This is a genomic window from Mycobacterium sp. NGS33 (genome assembly GCF_059812885.1).
Genome location: NZ_JCALDN010000003.1, coordinates 485,439 through 499,117, shown reverse-complemented (window position 1 = coordinate 499,117; position 13,679 = coordinate 485,439). Strand labels below are relative to the sequence as shown.

Annotated in this window: 11 protein-coding genes; 10 read left to right on the top strand and 1 reads right to left on the bottom strand. The window is 68.6% G+C overall.

Annotation, left to right across the window (positions count from 1 at the left end):
* Window positions 1–19: 19 nt before the first annotated feature.
* A complete protein-coding gene (locus AC5Y5B_RS09905; protein ID WP_500005263.1) occupies window positions 20–1,462 on the bottom strand; it encodes a CCA tRNA nucleotidyltransferase in 1,443 nt (480 codons plus the stop codon).
* A 169-nt stretch (window positions 1,463–1,631) separates the two neighbouring features.
* Here AC5Y5B_RS09905 and AC5Y5B_RS09900 point away from each other — a divergent pair, with 169 nt between their 5' ends.
* The 10 genes from AC5Y5B_RS09900 to trxA all read left to right on the top strand — a co-directional run bounded on the left by AC5Y5B_RS09900 (window position 1,632) and on the right by trxA (window position 13,615).
* Window positions 1,632–3,125, top strand: a complete 1,494-nt coding sequence (locus AC5Y5B_RS09900; RefSeq protein ID WP_205869093.1) for a putative alpha/beta hydrolase — start codon at window positions 1,632–1,634, stop codon at window positions 3,123–3,125.
* Entirely contained in the window at window positions 3,122–3,484 is a 363-nt protein-coding gene (locus AC5Y5B_RS09895; RefSeq protein WP_240631730.1) for a hypothetical protein, read from the top strand. Before AC5Y5B_RS09900 ends, AC5Y5B_RS09895 begins: the two co-directional genes overlap by 4 nt.
* 80 nt (window positions 3,485–3,564) lie before the next feature.
* Entirely contained in the window at window positions 3,565–3,795 is a 231-nt protein-coding gene (locus AC5Y5B_RS09890; RefSeq protein WP_500005262.1) for a hypothetical protein, read from the top strand.
* An 85-nt stretch (window positions 3,796–3,880) separates the two neighbouring features.
* The gene (locus AC5Y5B_RS09885) at window positions 3,881–4,615 is read left to right on the top strand and encodes an NUDIX hydrolase (protein ID WP_500005261.1); all 735 of its coding nucleotides are present in this window, start codon (window positions 3,881–3,883) and stop codon (window positions 4,613–4,615) included.
* Window positions 4,612–7,032 (top strand): hypothetical protein, encoded by a 2,421-nt coding sequence (locus AC5Y5B_RS09880; protein WP_500005260.1) that lies wholly within the window; start codon window positions 4,612–4,614, stop codon window positions 7,030–7,032. The genes AC5Y5B_RS09885 and AC5Y5B_RS09880 overlap by 4 nt, the downstream gene beginning before the upstream one ends.
* Entirely contained in the window at window positions 7,029–10,664 is a 3,636-nt protein-coding gene (locus AC5Y5B_RS09875) for a lipid II flippase MurJ (RefSeq protein ID WP_500005259.1), read from the top strand. Before AC5Y5B_RS09880 ends, AC5Y5B_RS09875 begins: the two co-directional genes overlap by 4 nt.
* Window positions 10,665–10,740: 76 nt before the next feature.
* Window positions 10,741–11,328, top strand: coding sequence for an RNA polymerase sigma factor SigM (gene sigM / locus AC5Y5B_RS09870; RefSeq protein WP_500005258.1), 588 nt, complete (start codon window positions 10,741–10,743; stop codon window positions 11,326–11,328).
* Between the two features lie 72 nt (window positions 11,329–11,400).
* Window positions 11,401–12,162, top strand: a complete 762-nt coding sequence (locus tag AC5Y5B_RS09865) for an RsmA family anti-sigma factor (protein ID WP_500005257.1) — start codon at window positions 11,401–11,403, stop codon at window positions 12,160–12,162.
* 92 nt (window positions 12,163–12,254) lie between these two features.
* A complete protein-coding gene (gene trxB, locus AC5Y5B_RS09860) occupies window positions 12,255–13,265 on the top strand; it encodes a thioredoxin-disulfide reductase (protein ID WP_500005256.1) in 1,011 nt (336 codons plus the stop codon).
* Window positions 13,262–13,615, top strand: a complete 354-nt coding sequence (gene trxA / locus AC5Y5B_RS09855; RefSeq protein ID WP_067098986.1) for a thioredoxin — start codon at window positions 13,262–13,264, stop codon at window positions 13,613–13,615. The genes trxB and trxA overlap by 4 nt, the downstream gene beginning before the upstream one ends.
* Window positions 13,616–13,679: the final 64 nt, after the last annotated feature.

The following is a 13,679-nucleotide window of genomic DNA, read 5'->3' as shown; positions in this document are numbered from 1 at the left end:
TTCGGACGCGTGGCTGCCGCTACTCGTTCCCCCGAGACTTCCACCACGCCAACAACTCTGCGGTCGCCTCGTCGTTGTCCAACGGTCCGCGCTCGAGCCGGAGCTCCTTCAAGAACCGCCAGGCCTCACCGACTTGGGGACCGGCCGGGATGCCGAGCAGCTCCATGATCTGGTTGCCGTCCAGATCGGGACGCACCCGCGCCAAATCCTCCTGGGCGGCCAGCTCGGCGATCCGCGCCTCGAGCCGGTCATAGCTGGCCTGCAACCGCGCGGCCCGGCGCTTGTTGCGGGTCGTGCAATCGGCTCGCACGAGCTTGTGCAACCGCGGCAGCAGCGGGCCCGCATCGGTCACGTAGCGACGCACCGCGGAATCGGTCCACTTGCCGTCGCCGTACCCGTGGAACCGTAGATGCAGATACACCAGCTGCGAGATGTCCTCGACCATCTGCTTGGAATACTTCAACGCCCGCAACCGTTTTCGGACCATCTTGGCGCCGACGACCTCGTGGTGGTGAAAGCTCACGCCGCCATTGGGTTCGTGGCGCCGCGTGGCGGGCTTGCCGATGTCGTGCAGCAACGCGGCCCAGCGCAGCACCAGATCCGGGCCCTCGTCTTCCAGGGCGATCGCCTGGCGCAGCACGGTCAGCGAGTGTTGGTAGACGTCCTTGTGCTGGTGGTGTTCGTCGATGGCCATCTGCATGCCGCCGACCTCGGGCAGCACCACCTCACCCATGCCGGTTTGCACCAACAGGTCGACGCCGGCCGTCGGGTCGTCGCCAAGCACCAGCTTGTCCAGCTCGGCGGCCACCCGTTCGGCGCTGATCCGCGACAGCTGCGGGGCCATACGTTCGATCGCCTCGCGGACCCGCGGCGCGACCCCGAAGCCGAGCTGCGAGACGAATCGCGCGGCGCGCAGCATTCGCAACGGGTCGTCGCCGAAGGACACTTCCGGCGCGGCGGGGGTGTCCAGGATCCGATCGCGCAGCGCCGCCAAACCGCCCAGCGGGTCGAGGAATTCGCCCGGTCCGTCCGGCGTGATGCGCACGGCCATCGCGTTGGCCGTGAAGTCGCGGCGCACCAGGTCGTCCTCGAGGCGGTCGCCGAAACGCACTTCGGGGTTCCGGGACACCTGGTCATAGGTGTCGGCGCGGAACGTGGTGATCTCCAGCCGGTGGTCGCCCTTGCCGACGCCGACGGTGCCGAAGTCGATCCCGGTGTCCCACAGGTTGTCGGCCCACCGCCGCAGGATGTGTTGCACCTGCTCGGGGCGGGCGTCGGTGGTGAAATCCAGGTCAGGGCTCAGCCTGCCCAACAGGGCATCGCGCACCGAACCGCCGACGAGGTAGAGCTCGTGGCCGGCGGCGTCGAAGGCGGTGCCGAGTTCGGCCAGCATGGGCGCATGCCGATTGAGGGCGACCGCGGCGGCGGTCAGCAGGTCGGCATCCTGGGCGGCGTCAGGCACGTTCGATCAGCCTAGTCGGGTGCAGACGAAAAGCCCGTGTGAGGAGGCTCGCACGGCATCGACGTGAATTGACCCGACCCGAAGCGTCAGTAGCGTTACGTGCGACGAGAAGGGTGAACGGCGGGACGGTGCGGTGCATCTCCGATACATAAGCAAAGGCGCACTGATCATGTTCGCGGGCGGGGACCCGTGGAAGATCAACGACACCTTGCAGAGCGGCCGGCCAGCTCAGATCTCGAACCTTGCGGCGGCGTTCCATGACGCAGGGCGATCCACCGGAGAAGCAGAAGCCGCATTCCAGCAGGCTCGAAACCGCTTCGACGCGGCGTGGACGCACGAGAACGGCGAGAACCCGATCAACGACTCGGCCGAGTTGCAGCGGGCCACTAAGTCGCTCGGTGTGCAGGCAGCGCAGTTGCCGAAAATCGGAGCTGATCTTGAGAACATCGCGGCCGCACTGGCCGAGGCGCAGCGCACCGGAAAGGGCGAGATTTCGGCGCTCGAAGGCGCGCTTCAAGGTCTCGACGATCAAATCGGTGAGGCCGTCGAGCTGGAAAAAGACCCTCAGCTCACGGCGACGGAAAGGCAGCTGCTCGATCACTACATCGACGCACTCGAGAAGCTTGCGATCGATGACACGAAGGCGTCGGTCAATACACTGAACCGAGTCCGTGATCAGTACGCTCGGCAGCTGCAAGCTTCGATGGCCAACCTCCGAAAGCAGGACGGATACGACCCGCCGATCCAGGCTTTAGACGGCGACATTCCGGAATCGCCCTCGCAGACCGTCAGTGATGAGGAACGGCGTCATAACCAGATCGAGGCATTCAAACAGGCCTTCGGCCGAGAACCGACGTCGGCAGCTGATTGGGAGACCGCGGCCGCTTTGGACCCGAACACCTACGACCCCAAATTCAACGGCACCAAATCGGAGATCCGAGTTGTAAAGATTCGACCCGTGCCCGGTCAGGGGGTGGTGCGCGTCTCGCAGTGGATCGAGCAGCGCGACGTGACAAGCTTTCCGCCTTGGAAGCGCGATCTCGGGAACAACCGCGGCGCCAATCCCAATTTCGATCCGGAAGACACCAAGGTCACCACGTACATCGACTACGAAAATGGGCTCGTCGTCTTGAGGCAGAATCCTTCTGTCGAGGAAAACTCGACCGGCGGCCCAGGCCAGGTGAAGGTTGGGATTCCCAAAGGCAGCGTGACTCAACTTCCAGACGGATCGGTCCGGATCAGATACGACGCGGGTAATCCTTTCGCCCCAGTCATTACCGGGGATCCCCATGGCCCGTTTTCAGGCCATACAGTGACGGTCAATGGCGACCTTGTTTTCACGCCGGGGCAAGGAGGTGTGCAGGTTAACGGAACGCGCACTGATTACCCGTCCTTGGAGATATATCAGGATTTGCCGAACGGCGGCACTCGCACAGTACTGATCGACCCCGCCAAGTCGGGCCGGTCTTGGGGGCCGGCTTTCAACTTGCCCGGCCACCACGATGTAGGTCCGCTGGGCGGCAAAGCGTTCGCACCATTTGACACGGGCGGGTGGAATCCTAAGTACGACGTACCGGTTCCTCTGCCTGCCACCGACTTTGGCCCTGTTACCGATATACCTTCGGTGCCCCCCTTGCCCAAAGGCACTGCAGTTCCAGCATGACGACGAACTATCGAAAGCAGCGACAGATGCCGGCATTTCTTCGGGTTCGCGACTTCGACGAACGCGCGTGGCGCACGGCCACGCTGTCCGCGCCGTTCGTCGTGCAGATTGTTCTTGGGTTGCTGCTCACCACAATGTGGGTGCTGGGCAAGGCGCCCTTCACGACCGAAGGCGGACACTCCGAACGCACCTGGATGCTCACCGCCACCGCGATCACCACGCTGGTGTCTCTTGCGCTCGGCGCTGCATTCGTGCGATCGTCGTCGCCGCGCAATCGCGGTCTGGGCCTGAGCGTTGCGGCATCGTCCGTTGTCGTCCTAGTCGGTGGGACCGTCTACGCCTATCTGATTCTGCGCTGAAAGGTCTTGTCATGACTGGCGAACCAACGGTCAACGCATCCAAATCTCTCTACGGTCCAGTCACTTTTCTAGTCGCCGTAATGCATCTACTCATCGTTGAGGTCGCCACATGGCTCCTCATGCCGTACTCGATCGTGTTCGTGCTTCCGGTAGTCCTCATCTACATGGCGGTCGCGGCGTTTGTTCTGCGAGCTTCTGGAACTCTGGGCCAGATCGGGCGCGGAATGCTCATCGGCAGTCTGTCCGGACCGCTGTCACTGCTTATCTTCGGCGCGGTCTGGGCAATTGCCCACGCGATCGGCCCCATCTGACTAGACGCACGCGCTGCGCCATCGCCCACTCACCCCGCGGCGAGTATCTCCGGGAGAATATGCCGTGCCAGCTACTATCGCTTGGGTGTCGGACGGCGAACAAGGCAAACCTCGTCGGCGCCGGGGGCGGCGCCGTGGCCGTGGTGCCACGCGTTCGTCCGAGAACCAAACCAACAGTCAACCGCCCGGCGACACGACGGCCACCAAGTCGCGCCGATCCCGCTCGTCTCGCCGCGGACCAGATCAGCTGCGCACCGTCCACGAAACCTCCGCCGGGGGGCTGGTGATCGACGGTCTCGACGGCCCGCGAGAGTCACAGGTCGCCGCCCTCATCGGGCGCATCGACCGGCGCGGACGGATGCTCTGGTCGCTGCCCAAAGGACACATCGAACTCGGTGAGACCGCCGAGCAGACCGCGATCAGAGAGGTCGCCGAAGAGACCGGAATCCGGGGCAGCGTGCTGGCCGCCCTGGGCCGCATCGACTACTGGTTCGTCACCGACGGCCGACGCGTGCACAAGACCGTGCACCACTACTTAATGCGGTTCTCCGGCGGCGAGCTGTCCGACGATGATCTCGAAGTCGCCGAGGTCGCGTGGGTGCCCATCCGCGAACTGCCGTCGCGGCTGGCCTACGCCGACGAACGCCGCCTGGCCCGAGTGGCCGACGAGCTGATCGACAAGCTGCAAAGCGACGGTCCGGCTGCGCTTCCGCCGCTACCGCCCAGCTCGCCGCGGCGCCGCCCGCAAACGCATTCTCGGACCCGGCACGCAGACCACCCGGCCGCGGGCCGCAAGAACGGCCACGGACCGGGGCCGTGACAGCTCCGCGTCTGCGTTGGGCCGGCCTGGCGCGCGTCGCCGCCGTGCTCGCCATCATGGCCGGACTCGCGGCACTCACCGGCCCGGTGATTCCGCGCGCGGCCGCCGGCGAGCCCGGGGTGACGCCGTTTGTCCGCGTCCGCATCGATCAAGTCACCCCGGACGTGGTCACCACGACCAGTCCGCCCGTCGTGACCGTCAGCGGCATGGTGACCAACATCGGCGACCGCCCGGTCCGCGACGTCATGGTCCGGCTCGAGCACGCGGGCGCCGTCACCGCCTCCGCGGGCCTGCGCACCACCCTGGACGGCGACACCGACGGCTACCAGGCCGCCGCCGATTTCCTCACCGTGGCGCCCGAACTGCAACGGGGGCAAGAGGTCGGGTTCACCCTGTCGGCCCCGCTGCGGGCACTGGCCAAGCCGTCGCTCGGGGTGGAAAAGCCCGGCATCTACCCGGTCCTGGTCAACGTCAACGGCACGCCGGACTACGGCGCCCCCGCGCGGTTGGACAACGCGCGCTTCCTGCTTCCCGTGGTGGGGGTACCGCCCGATCGCGCCGACGACATCAGTTCCGCCGTCGCGCCCGACACCTCCAAGCCAGTCTCGATGACCATGCTGTGGCCGCTGGCCGACCGGCCGCGGCTGGCCCCCGGGGTGCCGGGCGGAACCATCCCGGTGCGGTTGGTCGACGACGACCTGGCCACCTCGTTGGCCAGCGGCGGCCGGCTGGACATCCTGCTGGCCTCGGCCGAAGTCGCCACCAGCCACGACGTCGACCCCGACGGCGCGGTCGGCCGCGCGCTGTGTTTGGCGATCGACCCGGATCTGCTGGTCACCGTCAACGCGATGACCGCCGGCTACGTCGTATCCAACTCCCCCGACGGCCCCGGTCAGCTCCCGGGCAGCCCCACCCACCCCGGCGCGGGGCAGGCGACCGCGACCGAATGGCTGAACCGCTTGCGCGCGCTGGCGCACCGGACCTGCGTGGCTCCGCTCCCCTACGCGCAGGCCGATCTGGATGCCGTGCAGCGCGTCAACGATCCCGGCCTCAGCGCCATCGCCACCACCAGCGCCAACGGCATCATCGACAAAATCCTGGACGTCTCCTCCGCCCGCGGCGCCACGCTGGTGCCCGACGGCCCCCTGACCGACCGCGCGGTGAAGCTGCTCGGCGCCAACGACAACACCGTCGCGATCGCCGCCGCCGACTTATCGGCCACCGACGCAGAGGGCTCCACCACAGGCGTCGACACCGCTCCCCGGCGGTTGTCCCCGCAAGTCGCACTGGCACCGTTCGACCCCGCCGTCGGCGCCGCCCTCGCCGGCGCGGGCATCGCCCCCGAGGCGCCGACGTATCTGGACTCGTCACTGACCGTCCGGCTGGGCCACGATTCGGTGACCGCGCGCCGCCAGGACGCTTTGGGGTCGATCTTCTGGCACGCGCTCGGGCGGGACGAGCCGCGCACGCAGATCCTGGTGCCGCCGACCACGTGGAATCTGCAGGCCGATGACGCCCAGGTCATCTTGACCGCCCTGACCACCACCATCCGGTCCGGCCTGGCGGTGCCGCGCCCGCTGCCGACGGTGATCGCCGAGGCGAACCCGGCCGTCCAGGGCCGCAACGGATCGCCGGGTCAGGTCGGCGGCGGCTCCCCGCGCGGCCAGTTCAGCGACGACCTCACCGCAGGGATCGCCAGCCAGGTCGGCCGGCTGTGGGGGCTGACGTCGTCGTTGATGACCGATGAGCGCACCGGGCTGACCGGCGTCCAGTACACCGCGCCGCTGCGCGAGGACATGCTGCGCGCGCTGAGCCAGTCCGAACCGCCCGACACCCGCAACGGCCTGGCTCAGCAACGCCTGGCGGTGGTCAGCAAAACGATCAACGACCTGTTTGGGGCGGTGACGATTGTCAACCCGGGCGGCTCCTACACCCTGGCCACCGAGCACAGCCCGCTGCCGCTGGCGCTGCACAACGGCCTGGCCGTTCCGATCCGGGTGCGCCTGCACGTCGACGCGCCGCCGGGCATGAACGTCACCGACATCGGTCAGATCGAACTGCCGCCGGGATACCTGCCGCTGCGCATTCCCGTCGAAGTGAACTTCACCCAGCGCGTCGCCGTCGACGCGACGCTGCGCACCCCCGACGGCCTGCGGCTGGGCGAGCCGGTACGGCTATCGGTCCACTCCAACGCCTACGGCAAGGTCCTGTTCGCCATCACGCTGTCCGCGGCCGCGGTGCTCGTTCTGCTGGCCGGCCGACGGCTGTGGCACCGCTTCCGTGGCCAGCCCGACCCCGCCGACCTGGACCGCCCCGACCCGCCCGACGCACGGCACACCGCCGAAGCCGGCGAGGCCCGCGACGACCCGGACGAAGGCGTGGATCAAGCCCCGGTCGAAGAAGAGCACCGAGTATGAGCCCCGCCTACCGGCAGGCCCATCCCCACCATCGCCTGCCCGAGCCAGCCCGGGATTCCCGGCCGGGCTCACCTCCCACCGGCCCGCTGCCACCCGTCGCCGCCGAGATCGACCGGCGCCGCCCCGAGCTGTCGGATTCCGCGCTGGTCTCGCGGTCGTGGGCGATGGCGTTCGCCACGCTGATCAGCCGGCTCACCGGCTTCGCCCGCGTGGTGCTGCTGGCCGCGATCCTGGGCGCCGCGTTGTCCAGCGCGTTCTCGGTGGCCAATCAGCTGCCCAACCTGGTGGCCGCCCTCGTGCTGGAGGCGACCTTCACCGCGATCTTCGTGCCGGTGCTGGCGCGCGCCGAGCAGAGCGACCCCGACGGCGGCGCGGCCTTCGTGCGGCGCCTGGTCACGCTGACGACGGCGTTGCTGATCGTGGCCACCGCACTCTCCGTGGCGGCCGCCCCGCTGTTGGTGCGGCTGATGCTCGGCCGTGCGCCGCAGGTCAACGAGCCGCTGACCATCGCGTTCGCCTACCTGCTGCTGCCCCAGGTCCTCGCCTACGGCCTGACCTCGGTATTCATGGCGATCCTGAACACCCGCAACGTGTTCGGGCCCACGGCGTGGGCGCCGGTCGTCAACAACGTCGTCGCCCTGATCACCCTGGCGATCTACGTGCTGGTTCCCGGGGAGCTGTCGGTCGATCCCGTCCGCATGGGCAACGCCAAGCTGCTGGTGCTGGCCGTGGGCACCACGCTGGGTGTGTTCGCCCAAACTGGGCTGCTGCTGGTGGCGCTGCGCCGCCAGCGCGTCGACCTGCGCCCGTTGTGGGGAATCGACCAGCGCCTCAAGCGTTTCGGCACCATGGCCGCCGCGATGGTGCTCTACGTGCTGATCAGCCAGCTCGGCCTGGTCGTCGGCAACCAGATCGCCAGCACCGCGGCGGCGTCGGGCCCGGCGATCTACAACTACACCTGGCTGGTGTTGATGCTGCCGTTCGGCATGATCGGCGTGACGGTGCTGACCGTGGTGATGCCGCGGCTGAGCCGCAACGCCGCCGCCGACGACACCAAGGCCGTGCTCGGCGACCTGTCGCTGGCCACCCGGCTGACGCTGATCACGCTGATCCCGATCGTGGCGTTCATGACCGTCGGCGGTCCGGCGATGGGCAGCGCTCTGTTCGCCTACGGTCACTTCGGCGGCGTCGATGCCGGGTACCTGGGTGCCGCGATCACCCTGTCGGCCTTCACCCTGCTCCCCTACGGCCTGGTGCTCCTGCAGCTGCGGGTGTTCTACGCGCGCGAACAGCCGTGGACGCCGATCGTCATCATCCTCGTCATCACGGCCGTCAAGATCCTGGGCTCGATGCTGGCGCCCCACCTCACCGACGACCCCAAGCTGGTGGCCGGCTTTCTGGGATTGGCGAACGGCGTCGGCTTTCTGGCCGGCGCGATCATCGGCTACGTGTTGCTGCGCCGCGCCCTGCTGCCCCCCGGCGGCCACCTGATCGGCGTCGCCGAATTGCGGACCATCCTGGTGACGCTCACCGCCTCCATGCTCGCCGGGCTGATCGCCCACGTGGTCGACCGGCTGCTCGGGCTGGATCAGCTCACCGCCCGCGGCGGCGGCGCCGGTTCCCTGCTCCGCCTGTTTCTACTGGGCCTCATCATGCTGCCGATCACCGCCGCGGTCATGCTGCGCGCGCAGGTGCCCGAGGCGCGGGCGGCGCTGGACGCCCTGCGGTACCGCATCACGGGCCGCGGACCACGCCCGCGCAATCCGAGTGCGAAGGATCGATCGTCTCACCGGCGCCCGGTCACGTACCCTGAGCAGAGGAATTCGTCCCCGCCTGGGGTAAATGCGGTCCAGGAGCCGATCCGGCGCAGGCCTCCGGAGCGGGCAAACCGAGCCCGGCAAGCGAAAGGACCGGAGGTGACCGACCGCCCGATGGAAAGCGCAGCCCCCAGCGCTGGATCCGGCGCGGGTTCAGGCACGCCGCGGCCGCTCGCCGACGACTTCCAGCCGGACATCCCCGCCGAGGAGCCGTCGCGGTCCACCGCGCGCCCGTCCGAACAGGCCAACGGCAACATCCGCGGCGACGTCCGACGCGCGCCCACCCCTTTCGAACCGCCGCGCGACCGTTCGGCGGACCCGGCGGGAGACGACGTGCACCTGGTCCCCGGCGCCCGGATCGCCGGTGGGCGGTATCGGCTGCTGGTATTCCACGGCGGCGCCCCGCCGCTGCAGTTCTGGCAGGCGCTGGACACCGCCCTGGATCGGCAGGTGGCGCTGACGTTCGTCGACCCGGACGGCGCGCTGCCCGACGAGGTCCTCCAGGAGATCTTGTCGCGCACGCTGCGGCTCAGCCGCATCGACAAACCCGGCATCGCCCGCGTGCTCGACGTGGTGCACACCGGCGCGGGCGGCCTGGTGGTCTCCGAGTGGATTCGGGGCGGTTCGTTGCAGGAGGTGGCCGACACCGCACCCTCGCCGGTGGGCGCCGTGCGGGCCATGCAGTCGCTGGCCGCCGCCGCCGACGCCGCCCACCGCGCAGGCGTTGCGCTGTCGATCGACCACCCCAGCCGGGTGCGGGTCAGCATCGAAGGCGACGTGGTGCTGGCGTACCCGGCGACCATGCCCGACGCCAACCCGCAAGACGACATCCGCGGCATCGGCGCGGCGCTCTATGCGCTGCTGGTCAATCGGTGGCCGCTGCTGGAGAGCGGCGTGCGCAGCGGACTCGCGGCGGCCGAACGCGACTCGGCCGGCAACCCCGTCGAACCCATGTCCCTGGACCGCGACATCCCCTTCCAGATCTCCGCCGTCGCCGTCCGAGCGGTCCAGGAGGACGGCGGAATACGCAGCGCCTCAACGCTTTTGAACCTCCTGCAGCAGGCCACCGCGGTGGCCGACCGCACCGAAGTGCTCGGCCCGATCGACGATTCGCCCTCACCGTCGGCGGCTCTAATCTCCCCCGGTCAGGAGCAGGCGGCGTTCGCGCGCCGCCGGCGCAACGTGCTCATCGGAGTCGGGGCCGGCCTCGCCGTCATCGTGGTGGCCCTGCTCGTGTTGGCGTCGATCGTGAGCAAGATCTTCGGCAATGTCGGTGGCGGCCTCAACAAGGACGAGCTCGGCCTGAACGGCCCCTCGTCGTCGTCGGCGTCGGCGTCCTCGAGCGCCCCGCCCGCCGCCGCGGGCAGCGTCGTCAAACCGACTAAGGCGACCGTCTTCTCCCCCGACGGCGACGCCGACAACGCCGGCACGGCCGGGCAGGCCATCGACGGCGATCCCTCGACGGGGTGGGCAACCGAGGTCTATACCGACGCCGTCCCGTTCCCCAGCTTCAAGCAGGGCGAAGGGCTGATCCTGCAGCTGCCCAGCCCCACCGTGGTCGGCCAGGTGAGCATCGATACTCCCAGCAGCGGAACCAAGGTGGAGATACGCGCGGCGTCCTCGTCGTCGCCGTCCAGCCTCAACGACACGACCGTGTTGGCCCCGGCCTTCACGCTCAAGCCGGGCCACAACGTGATCCCGGTCCGGGCCGGATCACCGACGTCGAATCTGCTGGTCTGGATCTCGACGCTCGGATCCACCAACGGCAAGAGCCAGGCCGGCTTTTCGGAGATCACGGTCCAGGCCGCGTCCTAGTCCCCGAGCTTCGGCGACTCACATCGGGGCTTGCGAGTGAAGTGCCGCGCCATACGCAATTGGTTACTGTCCGGCCGTGGGCTTCGGGAGAAACGCCAGGCGTGAGCGCAGCGACGCCGAGCTGCTGGCAGCCCATGTGGCCGGCGACCGTTACGCCTTCGGCGAGCTGTTCGGACGTCATCAGCGACACCTGCACCGGCTCGCCCGGCTGACCACGCGCACCCCGGAGGACGCGGAGGACGCGCTGCAAGACGCCATGCTCTCGGCGCACCGCGGCGCGGGCGCGTTCCGGCACGACGCCGCCGTCGGCAGCTGGCTGCACCGCATCGTCGTCAACGCGTGTCTGGACCGGCTGCGCCGCACCAAAGCGCACCCGACCGTCCCGCTGGAAGACATCTATCCGGTGGCCGATCGCACGGCCCAGGTCGAGACCACCATGGCCGTGCAGCGCGCGTTAATGCGGCTTCCCGTCGAGCAGCGGGCAGCGGTGGTGGCCGTCGACATGCAGGGCTACTCGGTGGCCGACACCGCCCGGCTGCTCGGCGTCGCCGAAGGCACGGTCAAGAGCCGCTGCGCGCGCGGACGGGTCCGGCTCGCCGAACTGCTGGGCTACCTCAACGCCGGCGCGCACGCCCTGCCCGACACCGCGGCCGGCCAGGGCTGACCACCCCGGTCGACGGCCGCCCCGCCGGGCCACGCGTGGCCATCGGCGCGTGCATGACGGACACTGGGTCCGATGGATGTGGCGGACAACGACGCGGCGGATCACCGCAGTGCGGGATCAGACCCACCGCTGACCGTCGAGCTGCTCGCCGACCTGCAAGCCGGAATCCTCGATGACGCGGACGCGGCCCGCGTCCGCAGGCAAATCCGCGCCGATCCCCGCGCCGCCGGCGTGCTGGACGCCCTGAACCAGGTCCGGCGCGACGTCGCCGCCGCCGGCGCCGACCCCGGCTCGGCACCCGTCCCGCCCCCCGAGGTGGTCGGCCGGATTTCCGCGGCGCTGCGCTCGGCGGGTCCCGGACCCGCCGGACCGGCCACTCACACCGCCCGCCCACACACCCGCCCGGCCCGCACCATCGCCGCGGCCGCCGGCCTGTGCGCGGCGCTCGCCGCGATCGGCTTCGGCACCGTCGCGCTCCTCCACGCACCCGAACCCGCCCCGGACACCCCCGGCGACATCCAGCACATCACGCTGTCGACGCCGCCGATGCAGATCCCGCTGTCACAGAACGAGATCCTCGGCCTGCTCGACCGCAGCCCGGATTACGGCGCCCTTGGCGATCCGCCGCGGCGCGCCTCTTGCCTCACCGGCCTCGGCTATCCGGCGTCCACGCAGATCCTGGGTGCGCGACCGGTCGAGATCAACGCGCGCCCCGGCATCGTGCTGGTGATCCCGGGCGACAGCCCCCACCTTCTGGCGGTGTTCGCGGTCTCCCCGAACTGCAGCGCGGCCGATACCGGGCTACTGGCCAACACCCAGGTCCCCCGCCCCTAGTGTGGTGCCATGGGCGGGGCGACACTCCCGGGAACAGCCGTGCCTACGCTGGCGTTTACTCAGATCCAGAGATCATCGCGTGAAAGGTTTTCATGACCGCCGACACTGTGCATGACGTGGTCGTTATTGGTTCGGGTCCTGCTGGGTATACCGCGGCGTTGTATGCGGCGCGGGCGCAGTTGGCGCCGGTGGTGTTTGAGGGGACGTCGTTTGGTGGGGCGTTGATGACGACGACTGAGGTGGAGAATTTCCCGGGGTTTCGTGACGGGATCACGGGTCCGGAGTTGATGGATCAGATGCGTGAGCAGGCGTTGCGTTTTGGGGCGGATCTGCGGATGGAAGACGTCGAGTCGGTGTCGTTGGCGGGGCCGGTGAAGTCGGTGACCACGGCTGAGGGTGAGACGGTGCGGGCGCGGGCGGTGATTTTGGCCATGGGTGCTGCGGCCCGGTATTTGGGGGTGCCTGGGGAGCAGGAGTTGTTGGGTCGGGGTGTGTCGTCGTGTGCGACGTGTGATGGGTTCTTTTTCAAGGATCAAGACATTGCGGTGATCGGGGGTGGGGATTCGGCGATGGAGGAGGCGACGTTTTTGACCCGGTTTGCCCGCAGTGTGACGTTGGTGCATCGGCGCCAGGAGTTTCGCGCGTCGCGGATCATGCTGGAGCGGGCCAGGGCCAACGACAAGATCGCCTTCGTGACCAATGCGGCGGTCGAGGCAGTCGAGGGTGAGTCCACGGTGACGGGTTTGCGGGTGCGTGACACGCGCAGCGGTGTGGTGTCGACGTTGCCGGTGAGCGGGGTGTTCGTGGCCATCGGGCATGATCCGCGTTCGGAGTTGGTGCGCGATGTTGTGCAGACCGATCCCGACGGGTATGTGCTGGTGCAGGGTCGGACCACGAGTACCTCGATTGAGGGGGTGTTCGCCGCCGGGGACCTGGTGGATCGCACCTACCGGCAAGCCATCACCGCCGCGGGCAGCGGCTGCTCGGCGGCCATCGACGCCGAACGCTGGCTCGCCGACCACGAAGAAAACAGCGCCGCCGCCCAAGGCGACGCCACCGAATTTCCTGGCAGTACCGACACATTGATTGGAGCACCGCGATGACCGACGCCGAAAAAGCCGGGGCCACAATAGAAGTCTCTGACGCGTCTTTTTCCACCGACGTCTTATCCAGCAATAAGCCTGTGCTGGTTGACTTTTGGGCAACGTGGTGCGGCCCCTGCAAGATGGTGGCGCCGGTCCTCGAAGAGATCGCCAGCGAGCGGGGTGAACAGCTCACCGTCGCCAAGCTCGACGTGGACGCCAACCCCGAAACCGCGCAGAACTTTCAGGTCGTCTCCATCCCCACCCTGATCCTGTTCAAAGACGGGCAGCCGGTGAAGCGGATCGTCGGCGCCAAGGGCAAGGCGGCATTGCTGCGCGAGCTCTCGGACGCGGTTCCCAACCTCGGCTGATCTTCATTTGATTCGTCGCACCACGCCCCGCGCATGGCCTGGGGTTTTCCCGAATTGACGAAGC